The sequence below is a fragment of the Erythrobacter sp. SD-21 genome (assembly GCF_000181515.1).
Lineage (GTDB): Bacteria > Pseudomonadota > Alphaproteobacteria > Sphingomonadales > Sphingomonadaceae > Qipengyuania.
Genome location: NZ_ABCG01000001.1, coordinates 324,853 through 343,382 on the forward strand (window position 1 = coordinate 324,853; position 18,530 = coordinate 343,382).

At 62.1% G+C, this 18,530-nt stretch carries 18 protein-coding genes and 1 pseudogene; 4 read left to right on the plus strand and 15 right to left on the minus strand.

What is annotated here, in order from left to right; genetic code table 11:
• Nucleotides 1-28: 28 nt before the first annotated feature.
• From cysK to tyrS, 4 genes are all read right to left on the minus strand, one after another.
• Nucleotides 29-949: a cysteine synthase A gene (gene cysK / locus ED21_RS01615; RefSeq protein ID WP_006832066.1), complete on the minus strand. Its 921-nt coding sequence runs from the start codon at nt 947-949 to the stop codon at nt 29-31.
• A complete protein-coding gene (locus ED21_RS01620) occupies nt 946-2,271 on the minus strand; it encodes an MFS transporter (RefSeq protein ID WP_050784693.1) in 1,326 nt (441 codons plus the stop codon). Before ED21_RS01620 ends, cysK begins: the two co-directional genes overlap by 4 nt.
• A gap of 80 nt (nt 2,272-2,351) precedes the next feature.
• Nucleotides 2,352-2,690 carry a PilZ domain-containing protein gene (locus ED21_RS01625; RefSeq protein ID WP_006832068.1) on the minus strand — a complete coding sequence of 113 codons (339 nt, stop codon included), beginning with the start codon at nt 2,688-2,690 and terminating at the stop codon, nt 2,352-2,354.
• Nucleotides 2,691-2,802: 112 nt separating this feature from the next.
• Nucleotides 2,803-4,032 carry a tyrosine--tRNA ligase gene (gene tyrS, locus ED21_RS01630; RefSeq protein ID WP_006832069.1) on the minus strand — a complete coding sequence of 410 codons (1,230 nt, stop codon included), beginning with the start codon at nt 4,030-4,032 and terminating at the stop codon, nt 2,803-2,805.
• Between the two features lie 32 nt (nt 4,033-4,064).
• On the opposite strand from tyrS, the gene ED21_RS01635 reads away from it, so the two are divergent.
• Both ED21_RS01635 and ED21_RS01640 read left to right on the plus strand, forming a co-directional pair.
• The gene (locus ED21_RS01635) at nt 4,065-4,607 is read left to right on the plus strand and encodes a DOMON-like domain-containing protein (RefSeq protein ID WP_006832070.1); all 543 of its coding nucleotides are present in this window, start codon (nt 4,065-4,067) and stop codon (nt 4,605-4,607) included.
• Nucleotides 4,604-5,806, plus strand: a complete 1,203-nt coding sequence (locus ED21_RS01640) for an exo-beta-N-acetylmuramidase NamZ domain-containing protein (RefSeq protein WP_006832071.1) — start codon at nt 4,604-4,606, stop codon at nt 5,804-5,806. The genes ED21_RS01635 and ED21_RS01640 overlap by 4 nt, the downstream gene beginning before the upstream one ends.
• 3 nt (nt 5,807-5,809) lie before the next feature.
• Here the strand turns inward: ED21_RS01640 and ED21_RS14580 are convergent, their stop codons facing one another.
• The 3 genes and pseudogenes from ED21_RS14580 to ED21_RS01655 form a co-directional block, all read right to left on the minus strand.
• Entirely contained in the window at nt 5,810-6,151 is a 342-nt protein-coding gene (locus tag ED21_RS14580; RefSeq protein ID WP_006832072.1) for a hypothetical protein, read from the minus strand.
• 45 nt (nt 6,152-6,196) lie between these two features.
• A pseudogene (locus ED21_RS01650) lies at nt 6,197-7,031 on the minus strand (DUF817 domain-containing protein).
• A gap of 4 nt (nt 7,032-7,035) precedes the next feature.
• Nucleotides 7,036-8,217: a VWA domain-containing protein gene (locus ED21_RS01655; RefSeq protein WP_006832075.1), complete on the minus strand. Its 1,182-nt coding sequence runs from the start codon at nt 8,215-8,217 to the stop codon at nt 7,036-7,038.
• 136 nt (nt 8,218-8,353) lie between these two features.
• Here ED21_RS01655 and ED21_RS01660 point away from each other — a divergent pair, with 136 nt between their 5' ends.
• Entirely contained in the window at nt 8,354-9,754 is a 1,401-nt protein-coding gene (locus ED21_RS01660) for a methyl-accepting chemotaxis protein (RefSeq protein ID WP_006832076.1), read from the plus strand.
• Between the two features lie 76 nt (nt 9,755-9,830).
• Here the strand turns inward: ED21_RS01660 and ED21_RS01665 are convergent, their stop codons facing one another.
• The 3 genes from ED21_RS01665 to ED21_RS01675 form a co-directional block, all read right to left on the minus strand.
• The gene (locus tag ED21_RS01665) at nt 9,831-10,685 is read right to left on the minus strand and encodes a MoxR family ATPase (RefSeq protein ID WP_006832077.1); all 855 of its coding nucleotides are present in this window, start codon (nt 10,683-10,685) and stop codon (nt 9,831-9,833) included.
• 77 nt (nt 10,686-10,762) lie between these two features.
• Nucleotides 10,763-11,335 carry a hypothetical protein gene (locus tag ED21_RS01670; RefSeq protein WP_006832078.1) on the minus strand — a complete coding sequence of 191 codons (573 nt, stop codon included), beginning with the start codon at nt 11,333-11,335 and terminating at the stop codon, nt 10,763-10,765.
• A complete protein-coding gene (locus ED21_RS01675; protein WP_006832079.1) occupies nt 11,332-11,847 on the minus strand; it encodes an RNA polymerase sigma factor in 516 nt (171 codons plus the stop codon). Before ED21_RS01675 ends, ED21_RS01670 begins: the two co-directional genes overlap by 4 nt.
• Nucleotides 11,848-11,922: 75 nt before the next feature.
• Between ED21_RS01675 and ED21_RS01680 the strand changes: the two genes are divergently transcribed.
• On the plus strand, nt 11,923-13,143 hold the full coding sequence (locus ED21_RS01680; RefSeq protein WP_006832080.1) for a bifunctional alpha/beta hydrolase/OsmC family protein: 1,221 nt from the start codon (nt 11,923-11,925) through the stop codon (nt 13,141-13,143).
• On the opposite strand, the gene ED21_RS01685 is transcribed toward ED21_RS01680, so the two are convergent.
• The 5 genes from ED21_RS01685 to parE are packed head-to-tail and all read right to left on the minus strand — an operon-like array spanning nt 13,140 to nt 18,484.
• Entirely contained in the window at nt 13,140-14,153 is a 1,014-nt protein-coding gene (locus ED21_RS01685; RefSeq protein ID WP_006832081.1) for a histidine kinase dimerization/phosphoacceptor domain -containing protein, read from the minus strand. The genes ED21_RS01680 and ED21_RS01685 overlap by 4 nt on opposite strands.
• Before the next feature lie 20 nt (nt 14,154-14,173).
• Entirely contained in the window at nt 14,174-14,617 is a 444-nt protein-coding gene (locus tag ED21_RS01690; protein ID WP_006832082.1) for a response regulator, read from the minus strand.
• Complete coding sequence (locus ED21_RS01695) at nt 14,614-16,110, minus strand: ATP-binding protein (RefSeq protein ID WP_006832083.1); 1,497 nt, start codon at nt 16,108-16,110, stop codon at nt 14,614-14,616. Before ED21_RS01695 ends, ED21_RS01690 begins: the two co-directional genes overlap by 4 nt.
• Nucleotides 16,111-16,131: 21 nt before the next feature.
• Entirely contained in the window at nt 16,132-16,503 is a 372-nt protein-coding gene (locus ED21_RS01700; protein ID WP_006832084.1) for a hypothetical protein, read from the minus strand.
• Complete coding sequence (gene parE, locus ED21_RS01705; protein WP_006832085.1) at nt 16,496-18,484, minus strand: DNA topoisomerase IV subunit B; 1,989 nt, start codon at nt 18,482-18,484, stop codon at nt 16,496-16,498. Before parE ends, ED21_RS01700 begins: the two co-directional genes overlap by 8 nt.
• Nucleotides 18,485-18,530: the final 46 nt, after the last annotated feature.

Genomic DNA, 18,530 nt, shown 5'->3' on the forward strand with positions numbered 1-18,530 from the left:
CCCTTTTCTTTGGTTTAAGTAGGTGCGATTATTCGGTCGGCAGGAAGTCCGGCACTGACAAATACCGCTCGCCCGTGTCGTAATTGAAGCCCATCACCCGGCTCCCAGCCTCAAGCTCTGGCAGCTTCTTCGCAATCGCCGCCAGCGTCGCGCCGCTCGAAATGCCGACTAGGAGGCCTTCCTTCGCGGCGCACTGGCGTGCCCATTCCTTGGCGTCTTCCGGTTCGACCTGGATCGCGCCGTCGATAGCGTCCGTGTGGAGGTTTTCGGGCACGAAGCCTGCGCCGATGCCCTGGATCGGGTGCGGGCCGGGATCGCCGCCGCTGATGACGGGCGAGAGAGTGGGCTCGACAGCATAGGCGAGCATTTCGGGCCAGGTTTCCTTCAGCACCTCGGCGCAGCCGGTGAGGTGGCCGCCGGTGCCGACGCCGGTGATCATCACGTCGATCGGACTGTCGGAGAAATCGTCGAGGATTTCTTTTGCGGTGGTGCGCTTGTGGACTTCGAAGTTGCTCGGATTTTCGAACTGGCTCGGCATCCATGCGCCGTCGGTCTGCTCGACCAGTTCGGCCGCGCGCGAAATGGCGCCCTTCATGCCGCCCTCCTTGGGCGTGAGATCGAAGGTGGCGCCATAGGCCAGCATCAGACGGCGGCGCTCCATGCTCATGCTTTCGGGCATGACGAGCACGAGTTTGTAACCCTTGACTGCGGCCGCCATGGCGAGGCCGATGCCGGTGTTGCCGCTGGTCGGCTCGATGATCGTGCCGCCGGGCTTCAGCTTGCCGGCCTTTTCGGCATCCTCGACCATGGCGAGGCCGATGCGGTCCTTGATCGATCCGCCGGGGTTGGCGCGCTCGCTCTTTACCCAGACCTCGTGGTCGGGGAACAGGCGCGAGAGGCGGATGTGCGGCGTGCCGCCGATGGTTTCGAGGACGGACTGGGCTTTCATGGCAATTGCTCCTGGAGCTTTTCTTCCGGGGGGGATTTTCGAAGGGGTTGTTCTTGCAATTCCTCAGGCGGGTCGAAGGTCCGGGTCGTGCGAAGAACAGGAAAGATTTTCGCCCACATGGCGACTGTAACGATCGCGCCTGTGCCGCCGGTCACGACCGCTGCGACCGGGCCGATCGCGTAGGCGAGGCTGCCGGAGAAGAAGTCGCCAAATTCGTTCGAGGCGCTGATGGTCAACAGGCTGACCGATGACACGCGTCCACGCTTCTCGTCGGGTGTGTGGAGCTGGATCAGCGACTGGCGGATATAGACGCTGAACATGTCCGCTGCGCCGACGATGAACAGCATCGCGAGGCTCAATGGCATGAAGGTCGAGAAGCCGAAGACGATGGTTGCGACGCCGAAGATGGCGACGGCCCAGAGCATCTTCGGGCCGACATTTGTTTTCAACGGCCGGAACGAGAACCAGAGCGCCGTGATCGCTGCGCCGACCGCAGGGGCCATGGCAAGCTGGGCCAGGCCGGTCTCGCCGACCTCCAAAATATCGCGGGCATAGACGGGGAACAGCGCGGTCGCCCCCGCAAGGAAGACGGCGAAGAGATCAAGCGTAATCGTGCCGAGCACCATCTTGTTGCGCACGACGTAGCGCAGCCCCTCGACCATGGCGTAGATGGGGCGCTGGTTCTGCGGACGCGGGGGCTGGGGGACCTTGCCGATAAAGGACAGGGCGGTGATCGAGATGACGAAGAGCGCGGCTGCGGTGATGTAGGGCAGCGAGGGGAAGATCGCATAAGTGTAGCCGCCTACCGCTGGCCCCACGATCATGCCGACCTGCCACGAAATGCTCGACAGGGCGATCGCGTTGGGCAGGATCGTCTTCGGCACGAGGTTGGGGGCGAGGGCCGACAGCGCCGGCCCGGCAAACGCACGCGCGATGCCGAGCAGGATCGCCACTCCGAAAATCCACGGCAGGCTCACCGCGTCGGTCCAGGTGAGCCAGGCGAGCAGGCCGGCGCAGACCAGTTGCAGCAGGACCGTCAGGCGGCCCAGATTGCGTCGGTCGAAATGGTCCGCCGCCCAGCCGCTGAAAGGCGTGAGGATGAACAGCGGGACAAACTGCAGCAGGCCGATCAGTGCCAGCTGGCCCGAACTTTCGGCAACGCTCATCCCACTGTCGCGCGCGATGTTGTAGGTCTGCCAACCGATGATCAGCATCATCGCGTATTGCGCCAGCGTCATCGACAGGCGCGACAGCCAGTAGGCGCGAAAGTTGGGAATCCTGAGAGGCGAGGTCTCGGGGGAGGGCGCGGTTTCGGACGTCACGCCAAACGCATGGCAGGCGCCCCTTCGCTTGTGAAGAGACGCCTGCTTGCTCGTTTAGAAACGAATGTTGGTGCTTGCCCTCAGCGCAGCTTGCGCAGGCGCGGATTGGGCTGGAGCGTGTCGATCATGGCGAGGAAGTCATCGACGCGAATGATACGCTCGAACTGGAAGCCGGCGCGGTTGTCGCGGCACCAGATGCAATAGGCTTCGATACGGCCGATCACCGGCAGCCTCACGACCACGCGTTCGCCTCGGCCAATCCCTTCCGCATCGTCGATCATGAAGCCGTTGGCGGAAAGATTGGCGATATGCATGCGCATGTCGCCCTTGCCGTAATGTTCGGCGATGACCGGGTGGTCGACCGGGTGCCGCGCCATCCGGCGCTGGTCGGTTACGCTGAGTTGTGCTCCGGCGCTCATGCGGTGTGAACCCTTTTGATGTTCTTGTGACCCGCACCTTATTGCCCTCGAAAGGCGAATAATTGGTAAACCGGCTCGCAAGTTTTCGCGAGGGAACGCCCGCTAATTCCAGTCAACGGCAGATAATCGCGTGTTTCTTCTTGCCGAGCGAAAGCTTTGCCTGAGCGCCATCGGCCACTTCGACCAGATATCCCGGATCGGTCACCGCTTCGCCGCCGAGCTTCACGGCCCCTTCGGAAAGCTTGCGCTTGGCTTCCTTGCCCGAAGCGCAGAAGCCGAGGCCCGTCAGTACCGCGCCGATGCGCATGCCTTCCGCGCCGACGGCCAGAGTCGGCAGATCCTCGCCTGCGCCGCCGCCTGCGAAGGTTTCCGCCGCCGTGCGCGCGGCAAGATCGGCCGCTTCGGATCCGCGGACAAGCGCGGTCACTTCATTGGCAAGGATGGTCTTGGCCTGATTGACCTCCGCACCCTCGAGGCTTTCTAGGCGCGCGATTTCGTCCAGCGGCAGGTCGGTGAAGAGGCGCAGGAAACGGCCCACATCGCGATCATCGACATTGCGCCAGTACTGCCAGAAGTCATAGGCGGGCAGTTGCTCCTCGTTAAGCCACACGGCGCCGGCCGCGGTCTTGCCCATCTTGGCTCCGTCGGCAGTAGTCAGCAGCGGCGTGGTCAGGCCGAAGAGCTCGCGCCCGTCCATCCGGCGCGCCAGTTCCATGCCGTTGACGATATTGCCCCACTGGTCGCTCCCGCCCATCTGGAGGCGGCAGTCGTAACGCTGCGCCAGCTCGCGGAAATCGTACGCCTGCAGGATCATGTAATTGAATTCGAGGAAGGTCAGCGGCTGCTCGCGGTCGAGGCGCAGCTTGACAGAATCGAAGGTCAGCATGCGGTTGACCGTGAAATGCGGGCCGACATCGCGCAGCAGCTCGATATAGCCGAGCTGACTTAGCCATTCGTCGTTATTGACCATCACGGCATCGGTCGGCCCTTCGCCGAAGGTCAGCAACCGCTCGAACACCGTGCGGATCCCAGCGATATTCGCCTCGATCCCCGCATCGTTTAGCATTTTACGGCTCTCGTCTTTGCCCGACGGGTCGCCCACCTTGGTCGTGCCGCCGCCCATCACCACGATCGGCTTGTGTCCGGCCTGCTGGAGGCGGCGCAGCATCATGATCTGCACCAGGCTACCGATGTGCAACGACTGGGCAGTGGCATCGAAACCGATGTAACCGGGCACGACCTGCCGCGCGGCAAGACCGTCCAGCCCTTCCGGATCGGTAATCTGGTGGATATAGCCGCGCTCTTCGAGCAGACGCAGGAGTTCGGATTGGTAGGTGCTCATGACGGAGCGCCCGCTAGCATGGGGATTTGGCTTTGGAAACGCATGAACTGGAAGCCCACCGCGCCTATCCTCCGCTGGAGGTGACGTCTGTCGCGGCGCGGATCGTTTCGCGGGACGAGAACTGGCTGCGCCTGCGCTGGCGGATCGAGGGCACGGGCAAGCTGGTCGTCCCGGGTTTCGCGGGCAAGGGCAGGGCGGACGAGCTGTGGCGCGCGACCTGTTTCGAGCTTTTCCTCAAGCCCGACGGCGGCGAGGCCTATTGTGAGTTCAATCTCTCGCCTTCGGAACGCTGGGCCGCTTATGATTTCAGCGCTCAGCGCGACGGGATGGAGAACCGCCCCGTCCCGCGCGAGCCGGAATGTACCATGCGGCAGGGAAGCAGCTTTGCGATATTCGACGCAGCGATCCCCGCGGCGGCACTTCCGCAAGGAGACTGCGCCGCCGGTCTGACGTGCGTGCTGGAAGAAGAGGGCGGCATCAAGAGCTTCTGGGCGCTCTGCCACCCCGGCGATCAACCCGATTTCCACGATCCCGCTTGCTTCACTGCGCGGCTTGCGGCACCGACAAGCGCATGAAATTCGGCATTGATCGTCTCCTCACCGAAAGCGAACTGCGCGCGCCTCTGGAAGGCAAGCGGGTCTCGCTGATTGCACATCCGGCTTCCGTCACCGCGCAACTCGAGCATTCGCTCGACGCGCTGATCGAACGCGGGATCAACGTTACCTCGGCCTTCGGTCCGCAGCATGGCCTGAAGGGCGATAAGCAGGACAATATGGTCGAGACCACGGACGAGACCGACCCGCGTTACGACATCCCCGTATTCAGCCTCTATGGCGAAGTGCGCCGTCCGACGGGACAGGCCATGTCGACGGCCGATGTGTTCCTGTTCGACTTGCAGGACCTCGGCTGCCGTATTTACACCTTCGTCACAACCTTGCTTTACGTGCTGGAGGAAGCGGCGACGGCGGGAAAATCGGTCTGGGTGCTCGACAGGCCCAACCCGGCAGGCGGTCCGGTTGAGGGCACGCTGTTGCTGTCCGGACAGGAAAGCTTCGTCGGCGCCGCGCCGATGGTGATGCGGCACGGCATGACCATGGGGGAGATGGGCCACTGGTTCGTTGAGCACTTCGGGCTCGATGTCGATTACCGCGTCATACCGATGGAAGGCTGGAAGCCCGGAAAAGCGCCCGGCTACGGTTGGCCGCAGGAGCGCGTCTGGATCAATCCCAGCCCCAACGCCGCCAGCCTGAACATGGCGCGCGCCTATGCCGGCACGGTCATGCTCGAGGGCACCAATCTGAGCGAGGGCAGGGGAACGACCCGCCCGCTGGAGATCCTCTTCGGCGCGCCCGATATCGACGCGAGCGAGGTTCATGCGGAAATGAAGCGCATTGCGCCGATGTGGCTGCGCGGCTGCCGTTTGCGCGAATGCTGGTTCGAGCCGACCTTCCACAAGCATGCAGGAACGCTCTGCAACGGCTTGATGATCCACGCGGAAGGCCCATTCTACGATCACCACGAATTCAAGCCGTGGCGTTTGCAGGCGCTCGCGTTCAAGGCGATCCGCAACCTCTATACCGATTACGAAATCTGGCGCGATTTTCCCTATGAGTACGAGTTCGACCGTCTCGCCATCGACGTGATCAACGGCGGCCCCGCCTTGCGTGAATGGGTGGACGACAGCGAAGCCGAACCGGGCGACCTCGAAGCGATCGCCCATGCCGACGAGGAAAGCTGGCGCGAAACCATCGCGCCGCACCTGCTCTATGGCTGATCCTCAATTCAGCTTGCGCAGTTTTACCTCGGCCTCGACCTCGGGAAGGGGGCGGACGTCCGACGTGTCCTGCCGCATGACCATTACGGCGCACCCGTCGATGCTCTGGTCGACCGCGGCAATGAAGTAAGCGTCATCGGACGAGGCCGGGCTTTGGTCGAGCTGGGGTTGGCCGCTGGCTGCACGAACCTGCGTTATCCGCTCGTCGCAATTGCGCGCTGCCGTTTCCTCGGAGCGTTCGGCGGCTTCGGTTTCGGCTCCCGGCTCCCCCCGTTCGACGTCGGTCGACTGGGCGAGCGCTGCGCTGGCTACGAGGGAAAGGGCGCCAAGGGCTAGCAGTTTCATACTATCTCTCCTTTGCACCACTTATACAGGAATTGACGATACCTCTCAATCGGTTGGCGGTTTCACCGTCTGCACCAGGCTGACCAAAACGAAACTGATCAGCATCAGCAGGTACCAGCTGCCGAGCTTTGCCAGGCTGACCAATTCCCAGCAGTCCTCCTGCCCCGGGTAATTCCACGCGTTGGCGAAAGTGGCGATGTTCTCGGCGAACCAGATAAACAGCGCGACGAGAAGGAAGCCTAGCAGCAGCGGCATCCAGCGGTGCACGCGCCAGTTGCGGAAGTGGACCCTGGTATTGCGGAACAGCCAGAAGTGATCGCGAAGAGGAGGATGCGGATGTCCGGCAGCCAGTGGTGGGCGAAAAATTGACATAGATCGCCGCGGCCAGCGCATAAGTCGCCCAGCGGGGTGGATAGGCGGAATAGCGGAAGTCGAAGATGCGCCAGACGCGAGCGATGTAGCTGCCGACGCTGGCGTACATGAAGCCGGAGAACAGAGGGACCGCCCCGACATGCAGGAAGCTGTCCTCGGGATAGATCCACGACCCTGCGGCGGTCTTGAACAGCTCCATCACCGTGCCGACCACGTGAAAGATCAGGATGACCTTCGCCTCGTCCCACGTCTCCAGACGGAACAGCAGCATGCCGGCCTGTATTACCAGCGCCGCCAGCGTGAGGAAATCGTAGCGGTGGAGCGCAGCATTGTCGGGGTAGAAGAAGTGGGTGAGGAGCAGCAGCGCCAGCAACAGCGCGCCGAACAGGCATGCCCAGGCCTGCTTGAACCCGAAGAGCAGGAATTCGTAGAGCCCCAGCTTCCAGCCGCTGCCCGGATCGAATGTCTCGAGGCGCTGGCGGACGGCCTCGAAGCGCGTATGCCTCAACGGCTTACCCCTGCTTGCGGCTCAATTCGCGCATCGCGTCGTCCAGCCCGTCGAGCGTGAGCGGATACATCCGGTCGTTGACAAGGTGCTTCATCACCTTGGTCGATTGCGAATAGCCCCACTGTTTCTCGGGCACGGGGTTCAGCCACACGGTCGCCGGATAGGTGTTCACGACGCGCTGCATCCAGGTGGCGCCCGCTTCCTCGTTCATATGCTCGACGCTGCCGCCCGGATGGGTGATCTCGTAGGGGCTCATCGCCGCATCGCCGACAAAGATGATCTTGTAGTCGTGCCCGTATTTGTGGAGCACGTCCCAAGTCTTGGTCCGCTCCTGCCAGCGGCGGCGGTTGTCCTTCCATACGCCCTCGTAAAGGCAGTTGTGGAAGTAGAAGAATTCGAGGTTCTTGAACTCGCTGGTTGCCGCGCTGAACAGCTCTTCGGTGACCTTGATGAAAGGATCCATCGACCCGCCGACGTCGAGGAAGAGCAGCAGCTTGACCGCGTTGTGCCGCTCGGGTCGCATGCGGATATCGAGCCAGCCCTGCTTGGCCGTGCCGCGGATCGTGGCGTCGAGATCGAGCTCGTCCGCCGCGCCCTCACGCGCGAAGCGGCGCAGGCGGCGCAGTGCCATCTTGATGTTGCGCGTGCCCAGTTCCTTGGTGTTGTCGAGGTTCTTGAACTCGCGCTTGTCCCACACCTTGATCGCACGCTTGTGCCGGCTTTCCCCGCCGATCCGCACGCCTTCCGGATTGTAACCCGAATTGCCGAAGGGCGAGGTGCCGCCCGTGCCGATCCACTTGTTGCCGCCCTGGTGGCGCTTTTCCTGTTCCTCAAGCCGCTTCTTCAGCGTCTCCATGATCTCGTCCCAGTCGCCCAGGCTCTTGATCTTCTCCATCTCCTCTTCGGAGAGGAATTTTTCAGCCACCGCCTTCAGCCAGTCTTCCGGCACATCGACCGGGTTCTGGCCGTAATCGGTCATGATGCCCTTGAAGACCTTGGAGAACACCTGGTCGAACCGGTCGAGCAGGCCTTCGTCCTTCACGAAGGTGGCGCGGCTGAGGTAATAGAAGGCTTCCGGCGACTGCCCGATCACTTCTTTTTCGAGCGCTTCGAGGAGCGTGAGATGCTCCTTGAAACTGGCCTGGATCCCTGCGGCACGGAGCTCGTCGACGAAATTGAAAAACATGCCGATTCCCTATCGCGGCAGGGGCGGGCGCGCCACCCCTTATCAAACCATGTAAAATTCCGACAAACTTAACCGACCGCTAACCATTGTCCCCTAGGAGGCAGGGTGAACGAGACCAATAAGGGGGTCGGCAGTAATGGAAGCCAGTGCAATCGATGCGAAGGGCGCATCGGCGCTCGATCGTATTCCCGAGGCTTGCGGCAAGGTCACCGTAGGGTGTTCCGATGTCGCCGGCATCGTCCAGGCGGTGCTCGACAGCTCGGGCGTTTTGCGTGCCGAACATGTCGAACTTCAAGGCACCGTCAAGGAACTCGAAGCCGACCAGCGCAAGGTTGCCGAGGCCAGCGACGAGGCGCGCATACTCTCGGCTCGTGCGATCGAACGCCTCAACATGGGGACGAGCCAGATCCAGTCCTCGCTTTCGCAGATCACCAACCTTCTCGACCTCGTCGAAACGCTGGCGACGCACGTCACCGGTTTCGCCGCTGCGATGGACCAGGTTAAGCGCTGCTCACAGGACATCGAGCAGATTGCCGAGACCACGAACATCCTCGCTCTCAACGCTACCATCGAGGCGATGCGTGCGGGCGACGCCGGTCGGACCTTTGCGGTTGTCGCGAACGAGGTGAAGACCCTCGCCGGGGAAACCCGCAAGGCGACCGACGAGATCAGCGACGTGATCGAAACGCTGGGCAGCGAAGCCGCCACCGTGATCGAACGGATCGAAGCAGGCGCCAAGGCATCGAACGAGGCCAAGACCTCGGTCGCCAGCATCGATGCGACCATCGCCGGCGTCAGCCAACTGGTGGAAGAAGTCGATCAACAGAACGACCAGATCACCCGCGCCACCGGCATGATGACCGAGCACGTCGACCGCGTCTCGGCGGTGATCGACAGCTTCGACCGCGCCGCCAACGAGAACGAGCAGCGCCTCGAAACCGCGCATGAGCGGATCGAGGAACTCGAGCTTACCGCCAGCGAGATGTTCGACCGTATAGTGCAGGCCGGCCTCTCGCCGCAGGACAGCGCCATGGTGGAAGCCGCTCAGAAGCGCGCCCGCGAAGTCGAACAGCTTGCCGAAAAGGCAATCGCCGAAGGCAAGCTCTCGCTCGACCAGTTGTTCGACCAGAACTACGTCCAGATCGAGGGCAGCAATCCGATCCGCTATCGCACCGGCCTGATGGACTGGGCGCATGACCATTGGCGCCACGTCCTCGACGATGCCGCCGAAGGCGACGGTCACGTGATGGCCGCTGCCTGCACCGATATGGCGGGCTATCTTCCGACGCACCTGACGCGCCATTCGCAGGCCCCGACCGGAAATTATGAGGTCGACGTGCGGAATTGCCGCAACGGTCGCAAGATCCTCGACCCGATCGACCAGCGCGCCAAGAAGAGCAGCGCGCCCTATATGATGGCGGTCTATCGCCAGGAAAACGACGGCAAGAGCTACCGCGTGGTCCGCAATGTCTATGTGCCGGTCATCATCAACGGACGCCGCTGGGGCGATTTCGAACTCGCCTACAGCTTCTGCTGACGCCCGAGAGTTGCTCAGGAAAAAGGGGCCGGGAAGCGCAGCGCTTTCCGGCCCCTTTTTGCGTGTAGTGAACTGATCAGGTCTGGCGGCGTGCCATGAAGGCTAGGCGCTCGAACATCATCACGTCCTGCTCGTTCTTGAGCAGCGCACCATGGAGTGGCGGAATGGCCGAGTTCGGGTTGCTGTCCTGCAGCACGTCGAGTGGCATGTCTTCGTTAAGCAACAGCTTCAGCCAATCGAGCAGTTCGCTGGTGCTGGGCTTCTTCTTCAGGCCCGGCACTTCGCGCAGCTCGTAGAAGATTTCCATCGCCTTGCTGACGAGGTTCTTCTGGATGTCGGGGAAGTGGACCTCGATGATCTCGCGCATCGTGTCACGGTCGGGAAACTTGATGTAGTGGAAGAAGCAGCGGCGCAGGAAGGCGTCGGGCAATTCCTTCTCGTTGTTCGAGGTGATCACCACGATCGGGCGTTCCTTCGCCTCGATCCGCTCATGCGTTTCGTAGACGTCGAAGCTCATGCGATCGAGTTCCTGCAAGAGGTCGTTCGGAAACTCGATATCGGCCTTGTCGATCTCGTCGATCAGCAGCACGGGCAGCTCCGGCGAGGTGAAGGCCTCCCACAGCTTGCCCTTCTTGATGTAGTTCGAGATGTCGTGAACGCGCTCGTCGCCCAGCTGGCCGTCGCGAAGGCGGGCTACCGCGTCGTATTCGTAAAGGCCCTGCTGGGCCTTGGTGGTCGATTTGACGTTCCACTCGATCAGCGGGGCGTCCAGCGCCTTGGAAATTTCATGCGCCAGCACCGTCTTGCCCGTGCCCGGCTCGCCCTTGACCAGCAGCGGACGGCGCAGCGTGACCGCAGCGTTCACCGCCACCTTCAGGTCTTCGGTGGCGATATAGGATTGGGTGCCTTCGAAACTGGTCGGCTCTGACATCGGTTTTCCCTTGCAACTTTCCGAGCAGCGTTAGGGGCTTGTCGGGGACCACGCAAGGGTGCTCCCCCGGTCGAGTTCTAGGCGCGGTCGAGAGCACCGATTTCCGCATCGATCTTGCGGGCAACATGGAGATTTAACCAGGCAACGAACGCGAAGAACGCGGCGGTTGCTACAAACGGAAACCATACGCCTTCCAAGCCGCTCGCAAAACCGACTTCGCGCGACACACGCAGGAATGTCGCTCCGTAGATCATCAGGATTCCTGGCACCAAGGGCGCGAGATACCACGCCGGAACGCCGCGGAGCAGATCACGCTGCCGCACGAGTTGAGCGCGATAGTGTGCGCGGCAGGAGTCTTCCGGACGGCGCTGCAGGTTCGATCCGGCACGGGCCAGCTTCCAGATAACGAACAGTACTCCGACTATGACGGTAATCCCACCCGCGGCATAGTCCCACAGGCCTACGCTTCCTGCCGCAGCAGTTGCCGGTCCGAAAAGGGCCACCACAAGCCCGGCTGCGATGTATTCGATCACATTACGACGTCGAATGGTCTTTTCGAACGCAGTTGTGCGGGTGTCACAGGCTCCGGGCTCACTGAAATCAGCGGAGTGGTTACGGTCGGTCCAGAATTTGAAGTCGAAATCCTTCATGTTTCGGTGTCCTCGTTGAATTGGTTGGCAAGAAGGGTCTTGAGCCGATGGATACGGGTTGCGACATTGGCGGGTCCGAGACCGGTCACATCGGAGATTTCCTTGCCGGTTTCCCCTTCCAGCCACAGCATCATCACTTGGGCATCGAGCGTGGGAAGGCGGCGGATCATCGCATGTGCACGGGCGACGGCGAGGCTTTCGCCGGCCTCGAGTTCGGCATCGCCTGGCTCTGGGAGATCGTGGATTTCTTCAAGTGGAACCGGTTTCGCTCGGCGGCTTTCGCGCAAGCGGTGCTCTGCCGCGACATTGTGTGACACGCGGTAAACCCAGGTCTTCAAGCTGCATCGTCCGTCGAAGCGAGCAAAGCTACGAAACAGCTCGCAATGGATGTCTTGTTCGAGGTCGCGCGCCTTGTCCGCATCGAACTCGACTGCGCGAGCCAGACGGGCGATGGCGGGAGCGAAATTCTCTCCTGCCTCGCGGTACAGATCGTGTTGTTTCGCTCCGTTCATGTATCCTTAGTCCGTGCTCATGCGTATTTCTTACACCAAGCCGCGAAAAAACTTGTCCGTGAATGGGAAAACTGCATGCCGACCGAGAACATCACCATTCCCACCGACGCGGGGCACGAGCTTACCGGCTCGCTGGAGCTTCCCACCGGCCTCATGCGCGGCGCGGCGCTGTTTGCGCATTGTTTCACCTGCACGAAGAACAGCAAGGCGGCGGTGGCCATATCCCGTGCCCTGGCGGGCGAAGGCATCGCCACGCTGCGCTTCGATTTTACAGGGCTGGGCGGCAGCGGCGGGGATTTCGGGCGCGCAGGGTTTGCCGTCGATGTGTCGGATCTCGTTGCTGCAGCGGCGGATTTGCTCGACCGCTTCGCCCAGCCCATCCTCCTCATCGGGCACAGCCTTGGCGGCGCGGCCGTACTGGCAGCAGCGGACGATATCGGCTTCGACAAGATCGCCGCCATCGCCACCATCGGCGCGCCTTCGGACATTCCCCATGTCCTCGCCAATATCGAGGGCGACCTCGAAGCCATCCGCGAGACGGGGCAGGGCGAGGTTCGGATCGGTGGGCGCGAGTTCACGCTGGGCCGCGAATTCGTCGAAAAGGTCGAGAACACCGACCTCCTTGCCGAAGTCGCACGGCTGCGCAAACCGCTCATGTTCCTCCATTCGCCCATCGACGATGTGGTCGGCATCGAGCACGCCAGCGCGCTGTTCCAGGGAGCCAAGCACCCTAAGAGCTTCGTCAGCCTGGAAGGCGCAGACCACCTGCTGCTGCGGGAGGAGGACGCGCAATTCGTCGCCAGCGTCATCGCTGGCTGGGCGCACCGCTATCTTCCCATGCGCGAAGACTGGCCGATGCCGGACAAGGGCGTGGTCACCTGCATGGGCCATGGCAAGTTCGGAACGGAGATTCACACGACTTCGCATCGCTTCATTGCCGACGAGCCCAAGTCGTATGGTGGAGACGATACCGGACCCACGCCCTACGACCTGTTGCTGGGCGCGCTTGGGGCCTGCACTTCCATGACGATGAAGATGTACGCCGACCGCAAGCAGTGGCCGCTCGAAGGTGTCCAGATCCACCTCACCCACTCGCGCGATCATGCGAAGGATTGCAAGGATTGCTTGGCGGAAGAGGACGGTATGCCTCACCAGCTGCTGACGCGGGTAATCGCGATTACCGGTTCAAAGCTTGATGAAGACCAGCGAAAGCGCCTGCTGGAAATCGCGGACAAATGCCCTGTTCACAAGACGCTGGAAGGCCGCATCTCGGTCGAGACGCGGCTTGCGGATTAGGACGGGTCGGTCCTGACCACGAAGCGGTGGCTGGTCCCGGTCTCGCACTCAAGCTGCTCGAGATTGGTCCCTAGGGACCGCGTGATCGCCTTGATGATCCGCATGCCGAGGCCTGTTCCGCTGGGGCCTGCGCCTTCCGCGATACCGCCGCCATTGTCGCTGACCGTGACGCTGTAACCATCGTCCAGAGCGACAAGGACAACATCGACGCGCCCCTTTTCGCCTTCGGCGAAAGCGTATTTGGCCGCATTGCTGACCAGTTCGTTCACCACGACGCCGACGTTTACCGCATCGTCCGGCGAAACTTCGACGTGATCGGAGGTGTAGGTCAGCTCCACACAGTCGTCAGTTTCGGACATGTTTGAGCGGAATTCCTCCACCAGCGTGCCGAGGTATTCGTCGAGATCGATCGTAGTCAAATCGCCGCGAGTGTAGAGGTTCTGGTGAACCTTGCCGATCGCCTTGATGCGGTTCTGGGTCGCCTCCAGCGCGTCCTTGGCGTCTTCCGAATCGGTCTGGTTCGCCTGCATGGCGACGAAGCTCTGCACCATCTGGAGCGAATTGGAGACGCGGTGGTGGACTTCGCGCACCAGCATTTCCAGCCGTTCATTGGCTTCACGCAAACTCGCCTCGGCCTCGCGCTTTTCGCGTTCGAGCCGGTCGCGGGCAAAGGCTTGGCGGAAGCGGCTGTCGAGTAGGTCGAAGAAGCTGTCGCCGACCGTCTTTACCACGAAATCGGTCGCGCCCGCGTGGATGGCCTCCACCGCCACGGCAGTGTCGCTGTCGCCGGTCACGAACACGACGGCGGGATGGCCTCCCATTTTCACGATGTCGTCGAGCATCTGCCGGCCGCTCTTGACCGGCATGTGGTTGTCGATCGCCACGAGGTCGTATTTCGTTCGCGCAATGCAGGCGAGACCTTCTTCCGCGCTCTCGGCGGTCTCGACGTCGAAGCCGCGTTTGCCCAGGGCGCGCTGGATCAGCCGCCGCAGGCCGGCGTCATCGTCCACATAGAGGATCTTTTTCGGTTCTATTGATCGTCTGCCGAAGGGACCTGGATCACGGAGAGGAACAGGCCAAGCTGGCGGATTGCGTCGGCGAAACTTTCATAGTTCACCGGCTTGGTGATGTAGACGTTGCAGCCCAGATCGTAGCAGCGCTGGATCTCGACCGTGTCGTCGGTCGTGGTCAGCACGACGACGGGGGTGCGATGCAGCTCGTCGTCCTGCTTGATCTTCTCCAGGATCGACGTGCCGCTCATATCGGGCAGGTTGAGGTCGAGCAGAACCAGTGCCGGTCCCCCGTGCGCCGGGCCGCTGGGATCGTCGAAGAGATACTCCAGCGCCGTCGTGCCATCGGTGAAGTGGTTGATGTCGTTCGAAATACCGGCGCGGCGAATGTTCTTTTCGATCAGGCGTGCGTGGCCTAGGTCATCTTCGATCATGACGATGCTGACGGTTTGCTGGGAATTCATGCAAGTGCCTCCTGGGCAACAAAATTTGCGGGAAGTGAAAGCCTAAATCTGGAGCCGCGGTCAAGTTCGGATTCGACCTCGATAGTGCCGCCCAGACGATAGGCGAGGGCGCGGACATTGGCGAGGCCGAGGCCTTCACCCTCCCGGTCTTGGGTGCCGGCGCGGCGAAAAAGCTCGAAAATCCGTTCCTGGTCTTCAGGGGCGATGCCGCGGCCATTGTCGATCACATCGATGCGCACCGTGCCGACGGCCTGGCTGCCCTCGATAATTATTTCGCCCGCGCGGTCGGGGCTCGAATACTTGATCGCGTTCTCGATCAGGTTCTGGAGGATCTGCTCGACCGCGATTCGATCGCTTTCCAGTTCGGGTATAGATTTCACCTCGACGGTGGCGCCCGCATCCTCGGCCGTCTGGTGGATGGAATCGGCGATGTTCTGTGCCAACTCCTCCATATCGAGCCTTTCAGGCTGCAGCTTGCGCCGACCCTGTCGCGACAATTCGAGGATGGAATTGATCAGCCGGTCCATCTTCTCGGTCGAGGAACGGATGAAACCCAGGGCCTCGGGGAGGTCCTCGTCGACCGCCAGCCAGGTTGCCTCGTCACGCAACTTGGGATTGGCCTCGTAGAGGTCCTCCAGATGCGCGTGAATGATCTTGCGCGCTTCGTCCAGTTCGGCGGTGAAGCCGAGCACGTTCACCAGCGGCGAGCGCAAATCGTGGCTGACGATATAGGCGAAGCGCTGGATTTCTTCATTCGCGCGCATCAGTTCCGCCGTGCGGTTTTGTACTGCCTTCTCGAGACCCAGATTGGCATCGCGCAATCCGATTTGCGCAGCGGACAGCTCGCGGTTGTAGCGGAGCACTACAAGGACCGCACTGATGAGGACGCCTAGTAGCAGCAGAAGCGCGATACCCCCGACGACATAGAAGAGCTTGAGGCTGTCCAGCTGTGCACGATTGCGGCGGACGAGTTCTTCCGCTTCGAAAACCGACATTTCTTCCGCGATCTGCCGTATTCCCTGCGTGATAAGCACACCGGTATCCTCGTTGAAGTCGAGGTCGCGGGCCTCGTCAAAGGCCTCATCAGGATCGCTAAACATCGCGTCGATGAGCACGGTGCGCTGTGCGTTGAGGGTCTTGATCTGGTCAAGCCGCTCGCGCTGTTCGCGGGTCACCAGCAGATCGACAAGCCGCGCCTGCTCGGTCTCGAAATCGGTGCTGGCTTCGCGCACCGTTCGGGCGAAGGCTGGATCGGGTTGCAGCAGGAAGCCGCGGCGTCCGGCGGAAATCTGCTCGCTATAGGTTGCCAGACTGTCGATCGCGGCCTGGCGTTCCAGGACAAGCTCCACCTCGTCGGTATCCTCCGAGATCGAACCCAAGGTGACGATGGCGGCGATGATCGCAACGGCCAGCAGGCCAAAGCCCACCCCGAGCAGGTAGAGCACCCGGCGACGGCCGATATTCTCGTAACGTTGGCGAACGGCCTCGGGCATAATGGCTCTTCTGTCAGGGACTTATGAGAGGGCCGTTAGCGCGGTTATGCCGAAGAAGAAAGCCAGCATGAGGGCCGTGGCAAGGCGCCAGGCGAAGGATGCCGTCGCCATCCCGCGCTCCATCGCGAAATGCCAGATGACACCGCTCGCCAGCAGCGCCACAGCGACCATGACCAGCGGCGGAAGTCCGAGCACGCCACGCACGATCCCGAAAAGGACCGGCTGTGCGATAATCTGCAAGAGCAACGCACCGGCGAACCATACGATGGGAACGGGGCGGTAGGTTGCATCCACGCTGGCCCAGTCCGGCACCGAGGCATCGGGGCGCGAGATCCGTCGGTCGTCGTAGACGATGTCGTCTTCGCGCGGATCCTTGTAGGGTCCCTCACGCATCGATCATGTCACGATCGAACTCGCCCGCGTTGTTTTGGATGAAGTTGAAGCGGTGTTCGGGGTTGCGGCCCATGAGCTGGTCGACCAGTTCCTTCACCACGGCGCGCTGTTCGAATTCGGCGGGCAGGGTAATGCGGATGAGGCTGCGGGTGTCGGGATCCATGGTGGTCTCGCGAAGCTGCGCAGGGTTCATTTCGCCCAAACCCTTGAAGCGGCCGACTTCGACCTTCTTGCCCTTGAAAACGGTCTCCTCCAGCTCCTTGCGATGCTCGTCGTCGCGGGCGTAGCGGCTCTCCTTGCCTGCGGTCAGGCGGTAGAGCGGAGGCTGGGCGAGATAGAGGTGCCCATTGCGCACGATGTCCGGCATCTCCTGGAAAAAAAACGTCATCAACAACGTGGCGATATGCGCGCCGTCGACATCGGCGTCGGTCATGATGATGATGCGGTCGTAACGCAGGTTTTCCGCGTCGCAGTCCTTGCGCGTCCCACAGCCCATGGCGAGACTGAGGTCGGCGATTTCGCTGTTGGCGCGGATCTTGTCGGCGGTGGCCGAGGCAACGTTGAGGATCTTGCCGCGGATCGGCAGGATCGCCTGCGTCTTGCGGTTACGCGCCTGCTTGGCGCTGCCGCCTGCCGAATCGCCTTCGACGATAAAAAGCTCTGTCTCGCCGTCGCCTTCGCCCGAACAATCGGTGAGCTTGCCCGGCAGCCGCAGCTTCTTGGCGTTGGTCGCGGTCTTGCGCTTGATTTCGCGTTCCTGCTTGCGGCGCAGGCGCTCGTCCATGCGCTCCATAACCTGGCCGAGCAGCGCCTTGCCGCGGTCCATGCTGTCGGCGAGGAAATGATCGAAGTGGTCACGCACCGCGTTTTCGACGAGACGGGCGGCTTCGGGCGAGGTCAGGCGGTCTTTGGTCTGGCTCTGGAACTGCGGATCGCGGATGAAGACCGAAAGCATGACTTCCGCACCGACCATGATGTCGTCGGCGGTGAGGTCTTTCGCTTTTTTCGTGCCGGTCAGTTCGCCGAACGCGCGCAGCCCTTTGGTAAGCGCGGCGCGCAGGCCCTGTTCGTGGGTCCCACCATCAGGCGTCGGCACGGTGTTGCAGTACCAGCTGGTCGACCCATCGGAATAGAGTGGCCAGGCGATGGCCCACTCGACGCGGCCCTGTTCCATGCCGTCGGTTTCAGGGAATTCCTGGCTGCCGGCGAAGGGCTGGGCGGTGACGCATTCGCGGCCGCCGATCTGCTCGGCCAGATGGTCGGCGAGGCCGCCGGGGAATTTGAACACGGCTTCGGCGGGCACATCGTCCGAGGTGAGGCTTTCGGCGCATTTCCAGCGAATTTCGACACCGGCGAAGAGATAGGCCTTCGAACGGGCGAGCTTGAACAGGCGCTTGGCGCTGAACTTGCGGTCGCCGAAAATCTCGGTGTCAGGAATGAAGGTGACGGTGGTGCCGCGCCGGTTGGGCGTCGGCCCCAGTTCCTCGATCCCGCCTTTGGGCGCGCCCTTGGAGAATTCCTGCGCGTAGAGCGTCTTGTCGCGCGCCACCTCGACGCGAGTGTAATCGGACAGCGCGTTGACCACGCTGACGCCGACCCCGTGCAGGCCGCCGCTGGTCGCGTAGGCCTTGCCGGAGAATTTGCCGCCCGAATGCAACGTGGTGAGGATCACTTCGAGCGTGGATTTGCCCGGATACTTCGGATGCTCCGCCACCGGCATACCGCGTCCGTTGTCGGTGATGGTGACGCGGTTGTTTTCATCGAGACGCACTTCGATCCGGCTCGCATGCCCTGCAACCGCCTCGTCCATCGAGTTGTCGAGCACTTCGGCGACAAGATGATGCAGCGCGCGGTCGTCGGTCCCGCCGATATACATGCCGGGGCGGCGGCGCACGGGTTCGAGGCCCTCGAGAACCTCGATCGAGGAAGCGTCATAATCGCCGGAGGATGTCGGCGTGTTTTCGAACAGATCGTCGGACATGACGACAGGCTATATCGCGCAAGGCCCGCCCCGCAAGCAGGACCGC